Raw genomic sequence first — 19,377 nt, 5'->3', positions numbered from 1 at the left:
ATTGAGGGGATGACGGCGATATAGAGACCTTGTCATGGTCTTGTTCATACCGGCGGGAGGACGCCGGCATTCTTGGAGGAGAAAATCATGAACGTTCAGTCCAAACCTGATAGCAAATACACCAATCCGTTTAAGGCGAAATACGATAACTTTATTGGTGGCAAATTCGTGCCCCCCGTTGGTGGAGAGTATTTCGAGAACGTCACGCCTATCACGGGCCAGAAAGTCTGTGACGTTGCACGCTCTGGCGCTGCGGATGTTGAATTGGCACTGGATGCGGCTCACGCGGCGAAGGTTGCATGGGGTAAGACATCTGCAACCGAGCGCTCCAACCTGTTGCTCAAAGTGGCAGATATTATTGACGCGAACCTTGAACTGATCGCTACAGCTGAGACATGGGACAACGGCAAGCCAATCCGTGAGACAATGGCCGCCGACATTCCATTGGCCGCTGACCACTTTCGCTACTTCGCATCCGTACTGCGTGGCCAAGAGGGCACCATGTCGGAAATCGACGCGGACACGATTGCGTATCACTACCACGAGCCACTTGGTGTTGTGGGCCAGATCATCCCGTGGAACTTCTCTATTTTGATGGCCGCGTGGAAAATCGCGCCGGCATTGGCCGCTGGCAACTGCATCGTGCTCAAGCCCGCAGAACAGACACCTGCCGCAATCATGGTCTTGGCCGAACTGATCGCGGATGTGATCCCCGCGGGCACGTTGAATATTGTGAACGGCTATGGCGCCGAAGTTGGCGCACCGCTCGCGCGTTCGCCTCGCATCGCTAAAATCGCATTCACTGGCTCCACCGCAACGGGCCGCATGATTATGCAGTACGCCACGGAAAACCTTATCCCTGTGACACTGGAGCTTGGCGGCAAGTCGCCAAACATCTTCTTCTCCGATGTGATGCGTGAAGATGATGCGTTCCTCGACAAAGCCGTCGAAGGGTTTGTTCTGTTTGCCTTCAACCAAGGCGAAGTCTGTACATGCCCGTCGCGTGCGCTGATCCAAGAGGATATCTACGAGGAGTTCATGGAGCGCTGCATCGCGCGTGTTCAAGCAATCATCCAAGGTGATCCGCGCGACATCAACACGATGGTTGGTGCGCAGGCATCGCAAGAACAGCAGGAAAAGATCCTGTCGTATCTTACAATCGGTCGCGAAGAGGGGGCCGAAGTCCTCGTTGGTGGTGATGCCGCGCGCTTTGATGGCGAACTGTCGGACGGGTATTACATCCAGCCAACCATTCTCAAAGGCCACAACAAGATGCGCGTGTTCCAAGAGGAAATCTTTGGCCCCGTTGTGTCTGTGACAACATTCAAAACCGAAGAGGAAGCATTGGAAATTGCAAACGACACCATGTACGGCCTCGGCGCTGGCGTGTGGTCGCGTGACATGAACACCTGTTACCGCTTTGGGCGCCACATCGAGGCGGGCCGCGTTTGGGTCAATAACTACCACGCCTATCCTGCGCATGCTGCATTCGGGGGCTACAAACAGTCGGGCGTTGGTCGTGAAAACCATAAAATGATGCTCGATCACTACCAGCAGACGAAGAACATGCTCGTCTCCTACAATCCGAACAAACTGGGCTTTTTCTAAATCCCGTTTTGAGAGGCGCGACACATCTCCCCTAGCTTTGTGTTGCGCCTCGACACAATGTGCGGTGGCCCTAAATAATAGGACCACCGCTTTTGATTGGAGGATCTGACATGACTATACCTCGCGTTGTTGCCACCGATGCCGGTCTCGCGCTGTTGGATGAAATCCGCCGCGATCATGGAGATGTGATGTTCGTCCAGTCTGGCGGCTGTTGTGATGGGTCATCTCCGATGTGCTACAAAGCGGGTGAATACATTGTCGGCTCACGCGACATTCATTTGGGGGACGTTGCGGGCGCGCCAGTCTGGATTTCGCAAAGCCTCTTTGAGATCTGGCGCAATTCACAAATGATCCTTGATGCGGGCAAAGGCTTCGGTGCGGGTTTCTCTTTGGATACGGGGCGTGGAAAGTGCTTCTTGTCGAAATCGCGCCTGTTTACAGAGGCTGAAAATGCGCAATTAGCGCCTTAAGAGTCAGCCTTTTCTCTGACAGCAATGGACAAACGCGGCAAAACCCTTTAGGAGGGCCCAAATTGCGCAGACTGAACTGCGCGCCGATTGGACATTCCTACATGATTACGCCCCTCTCTGACGCGCTTGCCGAGCGCGGTTACGATACTTTGACTGACGTTCAAACCGCTGTTACGGCACCAGAATTGGAACAGGCGGACTTGCTTGTCTCTGCGCAAACAGGATCGGGTAAAACCGTTGGCTTCGGTCTGGCCATTGCAAAGACTCTCCTAGGCGATGAGATTCGTTTTGGTCCCGCTGCTTCGCCTTTTGCGCTCGCAATTGCGCCAACGCGCGAATTGGCCATGCAGGTCGCCCGCGAATTGGAGTGGCTTTACGCCAAAACCGGCGCAAAGGTTGTGACCTGTATTGGGGGCATGGATGCCCGCGCGGAGCGCCGTTCATTGGAGCGTGGCGCACACATTGTTGTGGGAACCCCGGGTCGTTTGAAAGATCACATCATGCGCCGCGCGCTTGATCTTGACGATATTCGTGCTGTTGTCCTCGACGAAGCTGATGAAATGCTTGATCTCGGGTTTCGCGAAGATCTTGAGTTCATGCTCGACGCATGCCCCAAGGATCGCCGCACGTTGATGTTCTCGGCCACTGTGTCCAAATCGATCAGCCAGATTGCAACGAATTTCCAACGCGATGCCGTGCGCATTTCGACGGTCTCCGAGAAAGACCAGCACTCCGATATTTCCTATCAAGTGATCCAATGTGCGCCGCGCGATGCCGAGCACGCGATCATCAACCTGTTGCGCTACCATGACAGCCAGACGTCGATCGTGTTCGCAAACACCCGCGCCGCTGTTGCGCGTCTCACCGCGCGCTTTGCCAACCGTGGCTTTTCGGTTGTGAGTCTGTCGGGTGAGTTGTCACAAGACGAACGCAGCCATGCGTTGCAAGCCCTTCGTGACGGGCGTGCGCGTGTTTGTGTGGCCACCGATGTAGCCGCCCGCGGGATCGATTTGCCGAACTTGGAACTTGTGATCCACGCCGACATTCCGACTAATACCGAAGGTCTGTTGCACCGCTCTGGCCGTACAGGGCGCGCAGGCCGCAAAGGCACATCGGTCTTGATCGCACCTGATAATGTCGCCAAAAAAGCACAGCGTTTGCTCAAGTGGGCCAAGATTGACGCGGAATGGCGCGGTGCGCCAACGGCCGAAGAAATCCTTGCGCTCGATGAGACGCGTTTGATGGATGACGCGGCATGGACCGAGGCGTTGAGCGAAAACGAAGCCGAGTTTGCAGCGACCCTCTTGGGAAAGTTCAGCCCCGAGCAAATCGCGACTGCGTGTTTGCGTTTGTACCGCGCTGGTCTATCTGCTCCAGAAGAGATCAACGTTCACACCGGTAAGGGTCCGCAAAAAGATCCGCGCGAAACATTTGGCCCGTCCAGATGGGTGGCGCTTTCTGTTGGTCGCGACAAAAACGCGGAGCCACGTTGGCTTCTGCCGTTGTTGTGTCGTGCGGGTAACATCGACAAGTCGAAAATCGGCAAGATCAAAATGGAAGACACGGAAACCTTCGTGGAACTCCAAGAAGCCGCCTTGCAAGGGTTTATGGATCAGCTTGGTGCAGGTGGCGAGCTTGAGGATGGTGTGACGGCCCGTGCTGTCGATGGAACTCCATCGTTCAGCGCTGGCGCGCCACGCTCACCCAAAGCGCGTTTCGACGGACATAGTGGTAAACCCCGCGGCGAAAGGTCGTTTGGTGCAAAGCCCGCCTACGACAAACCTCGTGGTGAAAAAAGCTATGGCGACAAGCCGCGGTTCGACAAGCCGCGCGGCGAGAAGCCGAGCTATGACAAGCCCAAGACCGACAAGTTTACCAAGCCCGCTCGCAAAGAGCGCGACGATGCCGTTCACGCACCTGCAAAACCACGCAAAGATAAGCCGAGCGACAAGCCGTCTGGGACGTTCAAAGGCAGGGCAAAACCCGCGGGTGCGGGTGGTGGTTATAAAGGTGCGGGTAAACCTGCAGGCAAGCCAACGGGCGCAGGCAAGCCCGCTGGAAAATATGACAAAGCGGGCGCAGGTAAAAAGCCACATCGCAAAGGGGCCGCCCCCAAAGGCGGGCCAAAGGGCGGCGATGCTGTCCTGAGCCGCAAGAAATAGTCAAATATAAGGGCGGCGCGGTGATCCACCGAGCCGCCCTTTTTCTCTCTGCCTATGTCACGTATCGCCGCGCTAAAAAAAACAAAACCCCCGCGGCCGAAACGGCAGCGGGGGTTTGTATTCTTTTACGGTCCGAAATGCCGGACTTCAAAAGTGCCCTTAGAGCATACCTTCGCGTTGAGCTTTTTTACGAGCCAACTTGCGGGTACGGCGGATGGACTCGGCCTTCTCGCGCGCTTTCTTGACGGAGGGCTTTTCGAAATGTTGCTTGAGCTTCATTTCACGAAAAACGCCTTCGCGTTGAAGTTTTTTCTTCAGAGCACGGAGTGCCTGATCGACATTGTTTTCACGAACGCTAACCTGCATGTGGTGTCACCACCTTCCTAAGTTAGATTTGCATGAATTGCAGGAATTGGCCGTATAGCAAAGCGGCTCTACCTTGTCTACTATAGGGCCAACGACAACGAGGAGTGATCCGATGCAAACGACTGCTTATATCGACCCGACCCGTGAAAAACTGCTGGATGCTGCTTTGCCCAACGTGGTTTTCGACGGGTGGGGGGGCGAGACATTCAAAGTGGCGATCGCTGATTCCGGTGTTTCACAGGGCTTGGCGGATGTGAGTGCGCCGCGCGGATCGGTTGATCTGGCCGCGGCCTACCACAAGCGTGGAGACCGAAAGATGATGGCAGATCTCGCCGCAGCGGACCTTTCCTCAATGCGCTATTCCGACCGGATCGGGCACGCCGTTTGGCTGCGCTTGCAAGCGGTTGATCGTGAAGTTGTGCGGCGCGGCATGTCGCTCTTTTCGCTCCCGCACTATGCCCCCGAGGGGACCAAGTTGGTGTGGGAAACGGCAGATGCGATTTGGAACGCGATGGGGGACACCTCGCGGGACGTCAACTGGTACACGAAACGCGCCACGCTATCGGGTGTTTTTGGCTCATCTGTGCTCTTCTGGCTTGGCGATGACAGCGAAGGGTTCGCAGACACACGCGCCTTTATCGACCGCCGCATTGTCAATGTTATGCAGTTTGAAAAGGCGAAAGCCACAGTGCGCGAGAACAAGGCGCTTTCGGCGCTGTTCGCCCTGCCATCGGCCGTTTTGTCACGTGTGAAAGCGCCCGCAGGTGTCGATCGCGATGATATTCCAGGCACACGGTCCACCTAAAGCGAGATCGCTATGACACTTCCAAAAACGATGCGCGCCGTCGAAATTGCGCAAGCAGGAGGTCCGGAGGTGTTGCGCCTCACCACGCGCCCCGTGCCTGCGCCCAAAGCCGACGAGATTGTGATCAAAGTTGCGTTTGCCGGCGTGAACCGACCAGATGCGTTGCAGCGAGCTGGTCTTTATAACCCGCCCACAGGCGCCTCTGATTTGCCGGGCCTTGAGGTCGCGGGGGAGGTCGCAGCCGTTGGCGCGTCCGTGTCATCCTATGCGATTGGTGATCCAGTTTGCGCCCTCGTTCCGGGGGGTGGCTACGCCGAATATGTGGCCACGCCCGCTGCGCATGCATTGCCCGTTCCCAAGGGCCTCACTCTGGAACAGGCCGCGTGTTTGCCGGAGACATTTTTCACCGTTTGGTCGAACGTGTTTATGCGTGGCGGCCTACAAGCGGGCGAGCGCATTTTGATTCATGGTGGCGCATCTGGCATTGGCACAACCGCCATTCAATTGGCGCAGGTGTTTGGCGCGCGGGTCTTTGTGACTGCAGGGTCACACACCAAATGTGTAGCCTGTACCCGTTTGGGCGCAGAGCGCGCGATCAACTACCGCGATGAGGATTTCGTCACAATTCTCAAGCCCGAAGGTGGCGCAAATCTCATCCTCGATATGGTGGGTGGCGACTATATCAATCGCAATCTCAAAGCTCTCGCGATGGACGGACGTCTGGTCAATATCGCCTTTTTGCAAGGGTCCAAAGCCGAGGTGAATTTTGCGCAAGTGATGATGCGGCGTTTGACCCTAACAGGATCGACATTGCGCCCGCAATCGGATGCGCAAAAAGCACGGATTGCAGATGCGTTGCGCAAACAGGTTTGGCCCCTGATCGCCGCAGGACGTATTGCACCGGTGATGGACAGCCGCTTTGCGCTTCACGATGCTGCAGCTGCCCACGCGCATATGGAATCCGGCGCTCATATTGGCAAAATTGTTCTCGAAATTTGACGCCTGTTTGCCGTTATTCGATATCGGCCAAGAGCGCGTCCGTTAGAGTGCAGTCGCGGATTGTATCTGCTCCACATTTGCGCGGCTCCAGATCAGGCGTCAGACATATGCGGACCTCTTGGATGCGGTAATCGCGACATGTCACGGTGATCTCGTTGGCGTCCAACCCATCGTTCACGCTCATGAATGCGTCTTCGATCACAGAGGCGGGAACCTTGATGTCGCGGGGCAATTTCATGAACGCTGATGGGCGTTTGATTTTGTCATATGCGGCGCGCGACAAATCAAGAAACTCTTGCGCCTCAAGACCGGAACATCGTCCGTGCTTTTTCCACTGATACCACGCAGCGCCATCTGTCCCCATTATGTCTTCCATTGCTTCGGTCTGACGGCGTGACGGGTCGCGCGCCGGACTATGGCAGTAGGATGGCCACCCGCTTTCATATTGTGGCCAAAGCCCATGAAGCACCCACCCTAATTCGCGGTCACATTGCGCAGAGTTGCGGGCATCGCCCTCAAGGGCACACCATGTAGGTGACCACGACAAGGACAACACATAATAGTCGAAATCTCCCGCAGGCTCACCATCCGCCCAAGCGGGCGTCGTTAAAGCAGCTATGGCCACTGTCGCGGCCCTTACCAATCGTTTACTCATTTTCTCTTTCCCTTACGCAATATCCACACTATACAGCGCTTAAGTTCCCCCACAACGGATACGGTCCCAAATCGGGAAAGCCATTTCAGGCGACGCAGAAGTTGTGTTTAGAATTATGGCATCGCAAGGAGAGTTTCCCATGGCAAAACCGATTATGGCAAAAGCCACCGCCGTTTGGCTCGTCGACAACACGACCCTGAGCTTCAAACAGATTGCTGATTTTTGCGGTCTTCACGAGTTGGAAGTTCAGGGCATTGCGGACGGTGATGTTGCATCCGGTGTGAAAGGCTTCGACCCGATCGCCAACAACCAGTTGACCTTGGATGAAATAAAAGGCGCAGAAGAGAACCCCGTTCAAAAGCTGAAGCTGAAGTTCAACCCAGCAGCTTCTGGCGAGGAAAAACGCCGCGGCCCACGCTACACGCCGTTGTCGAAACGCCAAGACCGTCCCAATTCCATCTTATGGCTTGTTAAATTCCACCCCGAATTGGCAGATTCCCAAATTGCGAAACTTGTTGGCACGACCAAGCCTACGATCCTTGCGATCCGTGAACGTACGCATTGGAATATCGCTAACATGCAGCCGATTGATCCGGTGGCATTGGGCCTGTGTAAGCAAACCGAGCTGGACGCCGCGGTGCAAAAAGCAGCCGCCAAACGGGCCGCAGATGGCGCAGCTATGACAGACGACGAGCGCCGCAAGTTGTTGTCGACGGAACAGTCTTTGGGCATGGGCGCGGATTCGAAAATACCTACAGCTATTTCTGGTCTCGAAGCGTTCTCATTGTCGAACGACGATGAGAAGGAGGCGCCGCTGCCGGACAAAGACAGCTTCTTTAACCTTCCCGACGCGGATGATGACGAAGATGATGACGCATAATATTGTGCATTAACGTAATGAGAAGGCCCGCCAATATGGCGGGCCTTTTGCATATTTGGACGATGTTTGTATCAGGTTTAGAGCGGCGCGTTCAGACGCCCTTGCGTGCGCGCAAAGCGGCAGTGATTGTTCCGTCATCAAGGTAATCAAGCTCACCACCAATAGGCACGCCTTGGGCCAAAGATGTCACGGCACAGCGTCCTGACAATTCGTCCGCGATATAGTGCGCCGTGGTTTGGCCGTCGACAGTTGCATTGAGCGCGAGGATCACTTCGGTGATTTGCTCGTCACTTACACGGCGGACCAAGGCAGGGATACGCAGATCCTCGGGGCCGATTGCATCGAGCGCAGACAGTGTACCGCCGAGCACATGATAGCGTCCGCCAAACACGCTTGCACGTTCCATCGCCCACAGGTCTGCCACATCTTCGACCACGCAAATCTCGCCGTTTGCACGTTTACCAGAGGTGCAGATGTCACATAGGTCAGATGTGCAAATATTGCCGCATTGCACGCATTCGCGGGCGTTGTCCGCCACGGTTTGCATCGCCGTGGCGAGGGGGGCCATCAGGCGGGTGCGCTTTTTGATCAGGTGTAGAACCGCGCGGCGTGCCGAGCGCGGCCCAAGACCTGGAAGCCGCGCCATGAGATCAATCAGAGCCTCGATTTCGCGCGTTGCATCCCCCACCTGTGCGTCCTCAGAACGGCATTTTGAAATCGGCGGGCAGGCCAAGGCCGTCTGTGATCTGCGCCATTTCAGATTGGGCGCGATCCGCCGCTTTGGCCTGCGCATCTTTGATTGCCGCTAGGATCAAATCTTCGACCACTTCCTTTTCATCGGGGTTAAAGATCGACGGGTCGATTTCAAGCGCAGTCAACTGTCCTTTGACAGTTGAGGTCGCTTTGACGAGGCCCGCACCGCTTTCACCAACTACCGTCATGGCATCCATCTTCTCTTGCAAGTCAGCCATTTGCTGTTGCATTTCTTTGGCTTTTTTCATCATGCCGGCCATATCGCCGAGATTGCCAAGTCCTTTGAACATCGTCTGTGTCTCCTGATTTTAGGGTGCGAGGGGATCAATCCTCTTCGAAGGGATCCCATTCGTCTTCGACTTCTTCAAGTGCTTCTGAGGCCGCTTGCGCCGCAATCTTTTCGGGCGTGCGGATTTCCGCAATTTTCGCATGTGGGAAAAGTTCGAACACCTTCGCGACCATCGGATGACTCTTTGCGGCAGCCTCAAGGGCGAGGCGGTCGGCGTCCATCACATCACGAAGCGTCTTGGCGTCCTCGGGTGCGGCCGCGATGGACACGCCCCACCGTTGTCCTGTGAAGGCTTGCAAGCGGCTTGATAAACGGGCGGCCAGATCAGCGGGGGCATCGCCCACGGGTTCAAATTCGATACGTCCGGGTTTGTAGCTTGCGAGCCGGACATGGTTTTCCACGTCTATTTTGAGTTTCATATCGCGGTGATAGCCAATCAGCTCCACAACATCCTCAAACCGTGCATATTTGGCAAGCCCCACATCCGGCGCTTGTGCGGGGGCGGCCTGTGCCATCATTGTCGGGGCGTGTGCTATGCCTGCACCGCCCCCTGCGGGTGTCCCTTGGGCGCTGACGGATCGGGTGCTACTGGCGCTAGAGGGTGCGCCGCCAGAGGGGCCAACGGGGGGGCGCGGCGGCGGGTTTTGCTCATTGAGTTTGCGCACCAAATCTTCAGGCATAGGCAGGTCGGCCACATGGGTGAGGCGAATGATCGCCATTTCTGCGGCCATCATGGAGTTGGGAGCGGCGGCGACCTCTTCGAGGGCTTTGAGTAGCATTTGCCACATCCGCGACAACACGCGCATAGGTAGTTTTTCTGACAATGTCAGCCCACGGGCGCGCTCATCTGGCGAAATCGTCGGATCGTCTGCGGCGTTTGGTGTGATTTTAATCACGGACACCCAATGGGTGATGTCGGCCAGATCGCGCAGCACCGCCAGTGGATCGGCACCATCGGCGTATTGTCCACCGATCTCTTCGAGCGCGCTTGCCGCGTCGCCCGCCATGATCATGTCGAACAGGTCCAACACGCGGCCACGGTCGGCAAGGCCTAACATTGCGCGAACCTGATCCACGGTGGTTTCGCCTGCGCCGTGCGAAATGGCTTGGTCCAGAAGCGATAGCGCGTCACGCACTGACCCTTCGGCGGCGCGGGTGATGAGGGCAAAGGCGTCTTGGGCAACGTCAGACCCTTCTTTGTCAGCTATAGACGATAGGTGGGCCATCATCACTTCGGGTTCAATGCGCCGTAAATCAAACCGCTGACAGCGCGACAGAACCGTCACGGGCACCTTGCGAATTTCGGTGGTGGCAAAGATGAATTTGACGTGTGCAGGCGGTTCTTCAAGGGTTTTGAGGAGCGCGTTGAATGCACTCGTCGAGAGCATGTGCACCTCATCGATGATGTAGATTTTGTAGCGCGCGGAGGCGGCGCGGTAGTGCACACTGTCAATGATTTCGCGAATGTCGCCCACACCGGTGCGCGATGCTGCGTCCATTTCCATGACGTCCACGTGGCGGCCTTCGGTGATCGCGACGCAGTGTTCGCACTGTCCACATGGCTCGGTCGTAGGGCCACTTTTTCCGTCCAGACCGATACAGTTCATCCCCTTGGCGATGATCCGTGCGGTGGTGGTTTTGCCTGTGCCGCGAATGCCGGTCATGATGAAAGCTTGGGCGATGCGGTCGGCGGCGAACGCATTCTTGAGCGTGCGTACCATGGCATCTTGACCGATCAGGTCGGCAAAGGTTTCCGGACGGTATTTGCGTGCCAGAACCTTATAGCCTTCGTTGGTCTCGCTCATGCGTTCATCTCCCTCGTTGCACCACAAGGTAAGGGTGCAGACAGCCCCCCGCAAGCGGGTTCACTCGCCGCGCCGTGCCTTTTTCGCCTTGAGCACGGACTTTGCCATTTTGGAGAACTTACGACCGCGATCACGGGCTTCGGCCACCGTCTCGGAATTGCGCTCATCCTCGTCGATCAGTTTGCGCCACCGCTCGACACGGTCAGCGTCCAATGTGCCGCTTTCAATGGCCGCGCGCACTTTGCATCCAGGCTCTGTATTATGGGCGCAGTCGGAGAATTTACAGGCGGTCGCCAGATCGGTGATGTCCTCAAACAGCGTACCGATTCCCTCCGCTGCATCGTGGAGGGCCAGTTCGCGCATTCCGGGGGTGTCGATCAGCCATCCCCCCGCAAGCATTGCGTGCATGGAGCGCGCCGTGGTTGTATGGCGGCCCTTTGCGTCATCTTCGCGAATATCACCGATCTCGATATCAAGGCCGGTAAGGCCGCGCGCAATTGTCGATTTTCCAACCCCTGAGGAGCCAACAAGCGCAAGGGTTTGACCGGTGCTGCACCACGGCATCAATTTGCCAAAAGCGTCCGGATTCGTGGCATTAAGGGCTATGACATCGGCGGGCGCATAGATTGCTTTGGCGCGCGATATAAAGTCATCCACGTTGCCGGATTCGGGCCTGTCGGCTTTGGTGATCACGATCACCGGATGGGCCTCGGCCTCGATTGCGATGGCAAGGTAGCGTTCTAGGCGCGCCTCATTGAAATCATCATTGCATGAGGTGGTGATGAACAACGTGTCGATGTTTGAGGCGATGAGCTGTGTCTGCGAGGTCAGGCCAGCGGATTTGCGCGAAATGAGGGTTTTGCGGTCCAGCAGGCGTATAATTTTTTCACCATCTGTGAGGGCGAAATCACCCACCGCGAAATCCGAGGCCACCAGATCGCCCGTCAGCGCCAGTTCCAGCCGCTCAAGCTCACTTGTGAGGGCGATGATGTTGCGGCGGCGCACTTCGGAAATGCGAACTGGCGTCAAGGTTTCAATCTCGTCCACGCTCATTTGCGCGGTGAAATGCTGTGACCATCCGAGGCGCTTCAGGTGTGGTGTCATCTGGGTGAGCTCATAAACATGCGGCCTATATCGCCTGTCGCGGGGGATACGGCAAGAGGCGCGGATGTTAAGGGAGATAAAGGTGAGAGGCTGGACAACGACCCAAGCGGGACTCGTTACGGCTGCTTCCTTCCGGATCTGACCGGGTTGGCGAGGAGCTTGCCCGCGCCAACCTCTCGCTTGTGGATATAGGGGGAGTATTCTGAAATGGCAAGAGGGGCGCAGCACAGGTATGTGTTGCCTGTTTCCTCATAAAAGCAATCTGATTTGGCCGAAGCCCGATGCGCCTATGTCAAAGCCTGTCACGTTTAAATATGAGAGCTCGCCGAGATGATGTTTGGCTTTCGGAGATGTCTCGAACATCACTGGTGTGCCGCCTATCGGACAAAACGACCAGTTGGGTGTCGTTTGTGTCGTCGGGACGCCGAGTGTGCGTATATGTCTGGCTAAAATGTCACCGATCAAATCAGGTCCGTCAAAGATCACCGTGCTGCCATCAGCACCCGGAAAATGCCCGCCGCCGTTGGCGCGGTAATCACTTGTTACAATCACAAATTCCATGTCGTCGGAGACAGCCGAGCCATTGTAGGACAAGTTGCGAATGCGGTTTGCGGTAGGATTGATCTCATTGCCGGATCCGTCATAGCGGGCGGGCTGTGACAGATCAAATTGATAGCTGATCCCAAATATTACATCGAAAAAGTAAGCAGGTGCATGAGGGTTGCACAGGGTTTGGGCTGAAGCAGTCGGATCAGTGTTTGGGGTGATTTGGTTGAAGGTCGCACCAGTGCGCTCTAGCCACGCGCGAAGCTGCGCGCCTGAGACGCGAACCGCACACACGTGGTTGGGAAAGGGGTAGAGATCTGAGATGTTTTTAATCGCGAGGATGCCTGCGGGCATGGCCGCATAGTTCTCTGGGCCTGCGCGCCCGCCAGATTTGGACGGCGCGATAGCCGACAAAATGGGGAGGTGCGCGTGTTCGGTTTGTGCGATTGCTGCCTCAACATAGGTGCGTTGTGTATCCGCGATCAATTCCATCGAACGGTCGGTGCCAAGTAATGAAAAGTAAGAATGAAGTGGTTCATCTGTCTGGCCGATTGGGCGCCGCGCAAAGTCCAGTGTGCCAAGGTGGTCATGTTCCACGGCCGCAATGATGGCGTCGACACTTTCGACCAAAGGCCGCGCGCAGCCTGACGGGTTTCGCTTAAGAATTGGACGCACTTCGACGTTTGCTTTGCGGACGGCCCATGTATCGCCAGTGCGTTCAAGCATGAGATCAATGAGGCCAAGGTGCGATCCGCAACTGCCCGCCATAACGGCAGGTTTGCCGTGGATGAAACCGTTTTCACTATCGACAACAGCGGTTTGCGCAAACTGGGGGGAGGGGAATAGTAGATGCAAATGGCCCGTGATCAACGCGTCGACATCCTCAAGGGCCGCCAGAGGAATGGCCGCGTTCTCCATGCCCTCGTATTCATCTTCGCCCGCGATCCCCGTATGACATAACAAGACGATGATATCGGCCCCGTCCTGTTTCATCTGGGGTACAAATTTACGTGCTGTCTGTAGCATGTCACGTGTGCTGACTTTTCCTGCCAAATGCGTCCGGTCCCACATCATCACTTGTGGCGGCAGCAAGCCTAAAAAACCCACTTTGATCGGATGTGGTTTCCCGGCGCCATCAATGATTTCGCGATCCAAAATGACATAGGGGTCAAACACTGTAGTGTCATGCGTTGATGTCTTGTCGGGTAACTCAATCAGATTTGCCGACACAACGGGATGATCTGCGCGCGAGATGGCCCATTTGAGATGATCGAGGCCGAAGTTGAATTCGTGATTGCCTAAAGTGCCAGCATCGTAGCCGAGGACATTCATTGCGGCGATCATCGGGTGAGGTGTGTCTCGTCCTTTCGCATGATCGGCGGCGACAAAGTCTGCCATTGGCGTCCCTTGTAAAAAGTCACCATTATCGACCAAAAGTGTGTTGCGCGCTTCAGCGCGTCCCTTGGCAATGAGTGCAACCGTTCGCGCGAGACCGGTCGCGTCAGTGGCGCGATCCCCACAGTAGTCATAGGGAAAAATCTGCATGTGCAGATCTGTCGTGCTCATAATCCGAAGGTGCGCATGATCCGCACGGGTGTCGGTGGAGAAGGAATGAGGTTGGGTCACTGATTGTCCTGCTGACATGCGCCATGCCAAAATTCTGATTTGAGAATGTGATTTGTTAAACACTACGGTTTTAGAGGTGTGTCGGGCAACACTTTTGGATACCTCATATATGCTATGGGGTATGTTTTATGATCTTATGGGTTTTTGTTTTCGACGTGAGCTACGTATCATGCGTACGCTGCGATGCAACATCTTGTGGGTGAATGCGACGTCACGTAACAACCCAAGCGTGCATTTCCGCACGATGGGCCTCTTAATCTGCACAGTGCATTGTGGGCAAATTGAATCGTTAGACTTGACCGCATGAGTGCGGTGCGGTTTGGACGGAGTTTAACCCAAATCGATATCATGAGGTGTGCGACCGTGAACAACACGACAGAGCAAACGGATGACGCCGTTACATTGGGCGCGGGCACGCTAGATCGCGCGGCGCATCTGCGGGGCGATGCGGCCTCGTTATGGGCAAAAAGCGATGCGCGCGTGCTTCCACTTTGGTCGTACAAGCCGTTTTGCAATGATTTGGGTGGTCTGACGTTTCTCGAGACCAACCACCCCACGGTTGTAGATTTGGCGCAGGATGCCATTTTCATGGGGATTGACGATGCCGGAGCCGCCGTTTTCGCGGTTGATGTGACACGTGCATGGACTGTGACACAGGTCGCGGAGCTTCAAGAGGGTTTTCTTGATCCGTCACAACAGCGTGTGGACGGCTTGCCTGATTGCGCCTTTTCAGAACTTCGTGCGGTTATGACACTCCTGTCGCCCTGGGAGGCCGAAGTGGCATCAACCGCCCGCGGTCTTTTGGAGTGGCATGGACGTCACGGGTTTTGTGCCGCGTGCGGTGCCAAAAGCGCGATGACGCAGGCCGGATGGCAGCGCACATGTTCGTCGTGTTCTGCGCCGCATTTTCCGCGTACCGATCCCGTTGTGATCATGTTGGTGACACGTGGCAATTCCGTGTTATTGGGGCGAAATGAAAACTGGCCTGAGGGCATGTATTCTTTGCTCGCCGGATTTGTCGAGCCAGGTGAGCCGATTGAGGCCGCAGTGCGCCGTGAGGTGTTTGAGGAATCAGGAATAGCTGTGGCGGCTGTGACGTATATCGCGTCACAGCCTTGGCCGTTTCCGGCCTCTTTGATGATTGGGTGTGCTGCCCGCGCGACGAGCGAGACAATCACGATTGACCCGCTAGAGTTGCAAGATGCGATGTGGGTTTCCCGCGAGGATGTAGCGTTGTCGATGGCGGGGATGCACCCAACGCTTAAACCCGCAAGAAAAGGTGCAATTGCACATTATCTTTTGGCCAAGTGGCTTGCGGACGAGATTGAATAATTGGATATTCCAATGATCGGTTGAGTGAGGTGAAGCGGTATGAAATTTTCGACACGCAAGGATATCGACGCACCTGCGGCATACGTGTTTGAGCGCATTGCGAATTTCGAGGCACTCGAGCGTCAAGCAATGAGGCGTGGTATTGACGTATCACGCAAAGATCCCGCCCAGCCACGAGATGTTGGTGCGGGCTGGACTATGAAAGTTCCGTTTCGCGGCAAAACCCGTGATATCGTCGCCGAAGTCGTGACGTATTGCGACCCGAGCAATTTGGTTGTGGTCGCGAAGTCCGGAGGCCTTGATATGGTGCTCACTGTGGACATTGTGGCGCTTAGCCCTAACCGGACGCGTTTGTTGCTTAGCTATGATATCAAGCCGCAAACCTTGTCAGCGCGGATTCTCGTGCAGTCGATCAAGTTCGCCAAAGGGACGCTTGATCGTCGGTTTGATCGAAAAATAGATCAGTATGGCGCTACGATGAGTGACGACTACAATAAGTCATTGATGTCCTAAGGGATGCCGGGTGTGCGGACGAACGCCGCATTGCGTGGCCGCCCATTGTGGCTACTTACGGCGCGGATCGGCAGGATAAACACCCAGTATCTCGACCATTTCGGTGAAATAGCTTAACTCGTCCAAAGCAAGGCGCACGTTGGCATCGTCGGGATGGCCTTCGATGTCGGCATAAAACTGGGTGGCGGAAAAATTGCCGTCGACCATATAGCTTTCCAGCTTTGTCATGTTGACGCCATTCGTGGCGAATCCGCCCATTGCCTTGTAAAGAGCCGCAGGGATGTTGCGCACGCGAAACATGAACGCAGTAACCATTTTGTTGGACCTACGCGAGGTGTCGGCATCGCGCGACATCACCAAGAATCGCGTTGTGTTCAGTTTGTGATCTTCGATTTTGGGCGCGATAACCTCAAGCCCGTACAGCTTTGCCGCCAATTCAGACGCAAGAGCCGCTTGGGTTTTGTCGCCGCCACCAGCCACATCTCGTGCGGCGCGGGCGTTGTCGGAACTGGTCACGCCCTTGATGTTGTGATCGCGTAAAAACTTTCCGCATTGAGGTAAAATCACAGGATGACCGTGAGCATGTGTGATGTCGGATAGTTTGGCGCCCGGAAGCCCCAAAAGGTTGACATGCACGCGTACGAACGTCTCTTCGATGATGTGCAATCCGGCTTTCGGCAATAGGTGATAGACGTCTTGCACGCGGCCATAAGTTGAATTTTCGACTGCAATCATCCCCAAATCGGCGTCTCCCGAGCGCACCGCTTCTAGAGCATCCTCAAAGGTTGGGCAGGGTAGGGGATCAAAATCGGGCCGAGTTTCGACGCAAGCCTGATGCGAATAAGCGCCCATTTCACCTTGGAATGCGATGCGTTTTGTCATTTTCGTCTCTTTTTCGATGAAGTTTCTGCGCAATGTCGATCGGTCGCAGGTCTTATACCTTGAAATGTACTGTTGGAAACGGGTAGATAGCGCGCAACCCATGCACAAAACGGACCGCGACATGTTCAACACTATGACCCTTACTAAGACCGTCGGCGCAATTTGCGGCACGCTCTTGATCTTTCTCTTCGCCAATTGGGGCGCTGATGCCATCTATCATTCCGGTGGCGCAAGTCATGACGGCGAGCACGCCCAAGCCTATATCATCGATACCGGTGATAGTGAGCCAGCCGAAGTAGAAGAGGTCGTTGAAGTTTCATTTGACGTTCTTCTGGCCTCTGCTGACGTTGGCAAAGGCGAAAAAGTTTTCAACAAATGCAAAGCCTGCCACAAAGTGGACGGATCAAACGGCACAGGTCCACACCTCGACGGTGTTGTTGATCGCGACATCGCATCCGTAGCCGATTATGGCTTCTCGGACGCTTTGGCCAGCTTGGATGGTGCGTGGACGCCTGATAACTTGAGTGGTTTCCTTGAGGCACCAAAAGAGTACGCACCTGGCACAAAGATGTCGTTTGCGGGCTTGAGCAAAGCCACAGATCGTGCAGATCTCGTCGCCTATCTCCAGACGTTGAACTAAAAACGTCTTTTCGACTGCGTTTTGAGCCCCCGTAGCCGCGTGCTACGGGGGCTTTTTCGTGCGTCGATCACGCCATGATCACAGGTTCATCACAGTTGCTCCACTTACCCATTGGAAGTCGTGCAATTTCAGGTCAGTTTGATAGCATTACGTTCAAACACACCGTCGCCCCAAATGACTGGAGCTTTCACATGGCCGCCGCCCATTTTCCCCTCGCCCTTTTCACCGCAGCAAGCATTGTTGTGTCCTCAGGTGCCGCGCATTCACAAGATACAAGCACTATAGTAGCTACATGGTTTTCGGACTGGGATGAGGCGAAGTATAGTACGCCCGTCGATCATCTGGACTATGTGAACCCTGATGCACCAAAGGGCGGTAAGATCGTTTTGGGGACGGTTGGAGATTTTGATAGCCTCAATCCATATTCGACCCGTTCGGGCACACCCGCGGCAAATTCATCGATTCCCTATGAGCGTCTCATGACGGGCGTATCCGACGAGGCGCTATCTGCCTCGTATTGTTTGTTGTGCGAGACAATTGAATACCCAGAGAGCCAAGATTGGGTGATCTTCAATCTGCGCCGGGATGTGACGTTTTCGGATGGCACGCCCATGACGTCCGCCGATGTGGTGTTCACGCATGAGAAGTTTATGGCAGAAGGGACGCTATCGTGGCGCACGGGTGTCGGCAATATGATTGCGGGCGTTGAGGCGCTTGACGATTATACTGTCCGGTTTGAGTTTCAGCCTAACGCGCCCCGCAACGGGCTTATCTCGCAAGCCGGTTCGACACTTGTGATGCAAAAGGCATGGTTCGATGAGACGGGCGCAAAAATTGACGAGAAACGGTTTGATGTCTCTCCGGGAACAGGCGCCTATGCGCATGGAGCTTTCGAGGCGGGGCAATGGGTCGAATATACCCGCAACCCCGATTATTGGGGCCGTGATCTTTGGCTCAAAAAAGGCACTGAGAATTTCGACACGATCCGCATTGAATATTTCGGCGATACGATTGCAGCGTTCGAGGCTTTCAAATCGGGTGAAATTACGTTCCGCCAAGAGAACTCGTCGCTTAATTGGGCCACGGGGTATGATTTTCCTGCGCTTGAGAGTGGCGCAGTCATAAAGGCCGAGTTGCCCGATGGCAGCTTGCCCAATGCGACTGGGCTCGTATTCAACCTGCGCCAAGAAAAGCTACAAGACCGCAATGTGCGTCGCGCGCTGGGCCTGATGTATAACTTCACTTGGACCAATGAAACGTTACAGTACGGGTTATTTGAACAGCGCGAAAGTTTTTGGGACACTGATGCTCTCAAAGCTGTGGGTGTGGCTCAAGGCAAAGAGCTATCGTATTTGGAAGCCGTGCGCGGCCTTGTTCCCGATGAGGTGTTTACCCAAGAGGCCGCGTTGCCGCATGAGTCAGGAGCGCGGTCTTTGGATCGTAAAAATATGCGTCAGGCACTCATGTTGATGGAAGCCGCGGGATACACACCCGGGTCCGATGGTAAATTGCGTGACGCAAATGACCAAGTTCTCAAGATCGAGATTTTGGAAAACACGCCATCGTTTGATCGAATTTTGATCCCCTATGTCGAGAACCTCGTCGCATTGGGCGTGGACGCCGTCTACAGCCGTGTGGATACCAACGCCTATCAGGCACGTACCCAAAGCTTTGACTACGACATTATTTTTGGTGGCTACACGAGTGGTTTTGAGGAGGGTGTTGGGCTTGCGCAAAAATATGGCTCCGAGGGCGTCGATGATGTGTTCAACCCGGCAGGCTATGCCAGCGAAGCCGCCGACATTTTGATTGCTCAAGTTGTTGAGGCTGAAACCTACGAGGAAATGTCCGCAGCCCTCAAAGCCGTCGATCGCCTATTCCGCTACGACTATTTTGTTGTTCCGACATGGTATCTAGATAAGCATTGGGTCGCCTATTACGA

At 55.3% G+C, this 19,377-nt stretch carries 18 protein-coding genes and 1 other RNA gene; 10 read left to right on the top strand and 9 right to left on the bottom strand.

The annotated features are described in order from the left end of the window. Positions 1 to 87: 87 nt before the first annotated feature. The 3 genes from adh to ACTG34_RS02100 all read left to right on the top strand — a co-directional run bounded on the left by adh (position 88) and on the right by ACTG34_RS02100 (position 4,240). On the top strand, positions 88 to 1,608 hold the full coding sequence (gene adh, locus ACTG34_RS02110; RefSeq protein ID WP_439103390.1) for an aldehyde dehydrogenase: 1,521 nt from the start codon (positions 88 to 90) through the stop codon (positions 1,606 to 1,608). A 110-nt stretch (positions 1,609 to 1,718) separates the two neighbouring features. After that, positions 1,719 to 2,078 (top strand): DUF779 domain-containing protein, encoded by a 360-nt coding sequence (locus ACTG34_RS02105; RefSeq protein WP_439103389.1) that lies wholly within the window; start codon positions 1,719 to 1,721, stop codon positions 2,076 to 2,078. Positions 2,079 to 2,179: 101 nt separating this feature from the next. Beyond that, positions 2,180 to 4,240: a DEAD/DEAH box helicase gene (locus tag ACTG34_RS02100; RefSeq protein ID WP_439103388.1), complete on the top strand. Its 2,061-nt coding sequence runs from the start codon at positions 2,180 to 2,182 to the stop codon at positions 4,238 to 4,240. A gap of 159 nt (positions 4,241 to 4,399) precedes the next feature. Here ACTG34_RS02100 and rpsU read toward each other — a convergent pair whose 3' ends face one another. Then, positions 4,400 to 4,606 carry a 30S ribosomal protein S21 gene (gene rpsU / locus ACTG34_RS02095; RefSeq protein WP_062216793.1) on the bottom strand — a complete coding sequence of 69 codons (207 nt, stop codon included), beginning with the start codon at positions 4,604 to 4,606 and terminating at the stop codon, positions 4,400 to 4,402. A gap of 112 nt (positions 4,607 to 4,718) precedes the next feature. Between rpsU and ACTG34_RS02090 the strand changes: the two genes are divergently transcribed. Both ACTG34_RS02090 and ACTG34_RS02085 read left to right on the top strand, forming a co-directional pair. Next, complete coding sequence (locus ACTG34_RS02090; protein WP_439103387.1) at positions 4,719 to 5,411, top strand: COQ9 family protein; 693 nt, start codon at positions 4,719 to 4,721, stop codon at positions 5,409 to 5,411. Between the two features lie 12 nt (positions 5,412 to 5,423). Further along, positions 5,424 to 6,410 carry an NAD(P)H-quinone oxidoreductase gene (locus ACTG34_RS02085; RefSeq protein ID WP_439103386.1) on the top strand — a complete coding sequence of 329 codons (987 nt, stop codon included), beginning with the start codon at positions 5,424 to 5,426 and terminating at the stop codon, positions 6,408 to 6,410. A 13-nt stretch (positions 6,411 to 6,423) separates the two neighbouring features. On the opposite strand, the gene ACTG34_RS02080 is transcribed toward ACTG34_RS02085, so the two are convergent. Continuing rightward, positions 6,424 to 7,065: a ribonuclease T2 family protein gene (locus ACTG34_RS02080; RefSeq protein ID WP_439103385.1), complete on the bottom strand. Its 642-nt coding sequence runs from the start codon at positions 7,063 to 7,065 to the stop codon at positions 6,424 to 6,426. A 139-nt stretch (positions 7,066 to 7,204) separates the two neighbouring features. Between ACTG34_RS02080 and ACTG34_RS02075 the strand changes: the two genes are divergently transcribed. Then, the gene (locus ACTG34_RS02075; RefSeq protein ID WP_439103384.1) at positions 7,205 to 7,945 is read left to right on the top strand and encodes a DUF1013 domain-containing protein; all 741 of its coding nucleotides are present in this window, start codon (positions 7,205 to 7,207) and stop codon (positions 7,943 to 7,945) included. Between the two features lie 91 nt (positions 7,946 to 8,036). On the opposite strand, the gene recR is transcribed toward ACTG34_RS02075, so the two are convergent. The 6 genes from recR to ACTG34_RS02045 all read right to left on the bottom strand — a co-directional run bounded on the left by recR (position 8,037) and on the right by ACTG34_RS02045 (position 14,068). Beyond that, on the bottom strand, positions 8,037 to 8,633 hold the full coding sequence (recR, locus tag ACTG34_RS02070; protein ID WP_439103383.1) for a recombination mediator RecR: 597 nt from the start codon (positions 8,631 to 8,633) through the stop codon (positions 8,037 to 8,039). Between the two features lie 10 nt (positions 8,634 to 8,643). After that, entirely contained in the window at positions 8,644 to 8,988 is a 345-nt protein-coding gene (locus ACTG34_RS02065) for a YbaB/EbfC family nucleoid-associated protein (RefSeq protein WP_062216776.1), read from the bottom strand. A 34-nt stretch (positions 8,989 to 9,022) separates the two neighbouring features. Next, complete coding sequence (locus ACTG34_RS02060; RefSeq protein ID WP_439103382.1) at positions 9,023 to 10,792, bottom strand: DNA polymerase III subunit gamma/tau; 1,770 nt, start codon at positions 10,790 to 10,792, stop codon at positions 9,023 to 9,025. A 60-nt stretch (positions 10,793 to 10,852) separates the two neighbouring features. Beyond that, a complete protein-coding gene (gene rsgA, locus ACTG34_RS02055; protein WP_439103381.1) occupies positions 10,853 to 11,896 on the bottom strand; it encodes a ribosome small subunit-dependent GTPase A in 1,044 nt (347 codons plus the stop codon). Positions 11,897 to 11,977: 81 nt separating this feature from the next. Further along, an RNA gene (ffs, locus tag ACTG34_RS02050) (signal recognition particle sRNA small type) lies at positions 11,978 to 12,074 on the bottom strand. A gap of 71 nt (positions 12,075 to 12,145) precedes the next feature. After that, on the bottom strand, positions 12,146 to 14,068 hold the full coding sequence (locus ACTG34_RS02045) for a bifunctional 2',3'-cyclic-nucleotide 2'-phosphodiesterase/3'-nucleotidase (RefSeq protein WP_439103380.1): 1,923 nt from the start codon (positions 14,066 to 14,068) through the stop codon (positions 12,146 to 12,148). Between the two features lie 363 nt (positions 14,069 to 14,431). On the opposite strand from ACTG34_RS02045, the gene nudC reads away from it, so the two are divergent. Both nudC and ACTG34_RS02035 read left to right on the top strand, forming a co-directional pair. Further along, positions 14,432 to 15,400: an NAD(+) diphosphatase gene (gene nudC, locus ACTG34_RS02040; RefSeq protein ID WP_439103379.1), complete on the top strand. Its 969-nt coding sequence runs from the start codon at positions 14,432 to 14,434 to the stop codon at positions 15,398 to 15,400. Positions 15,401 to 15,439: 39 nt separating this feature from the next. Further along, complete coding sequence (locus ACTG34_RS02035; RefSeq protein ID WP_439103378.1) at positions 15,440 to 15,913, top strand: SRPBCC family protein; 474 nt, start codon at positions 15,440 to 15,442, stop codon at positions 15,911 to 15,913. A gap of 51 nt (positions 15,914 to 15,964) precedes the next feature. On the opposite strand, the gene ACTG34_RS02030 is transcribed toward ACTG34_RS02035, so the two are convergent. Next, positions 15,965 to 16,795: a prephenate dehydratase gene (locus tag ACTG34_RS02030; RefSeq protein WP_439103377.1), complete on the bottom strand. Its 831-nt coding sequence runs from the start codon at positions 16,793 to 16,795 to the stop codon at positions 15,965 to 15,967. A 121-nt stretch (positions 16,796 to 16,916) separates the two neighbouring features. Here ACTG34_RS02030 and ACTG34_RS02025 point away from each other — a divergent pair, with 121 nt between their 5' ends. After that, positions 16,917 to 17,435, top strand: a complete 519-nt coding sequence (locus ACTG34_RS02025; RefSeq protein WP_439103376.1) for a c-type cytochrome — start codon at positions 16,917 to 16,919, stop codon at positions 17,433 to 17,435. A 74-nt stretch (positions 17,436 to 17,509) separates the two neighbouring features. Next, the coding region (locus ACTG34_RS02020; RefSeq protein ID WP_439103375.1) for an extracellular solute-binding protein at positions 17,510 to 19,377 on the top strand (1,868 nt) is incomplete at its 3' end.

The organism is Celeribacter marinus (assembly GCF_965656515.1).
In the GTDB taxonomy this organism is placed as follows: domain Bacteria; phylum Pseudomonadota; class Alphaproteobacteria; order Rhodobacterales; family Rhodobacteraceae; genus Celeribacter; species Celeribacter marinus_D.
Note: the sequence above shows the minus strand (reverse complement) of the source record. Positions and strands in the feature narration are given on the sequence as shown.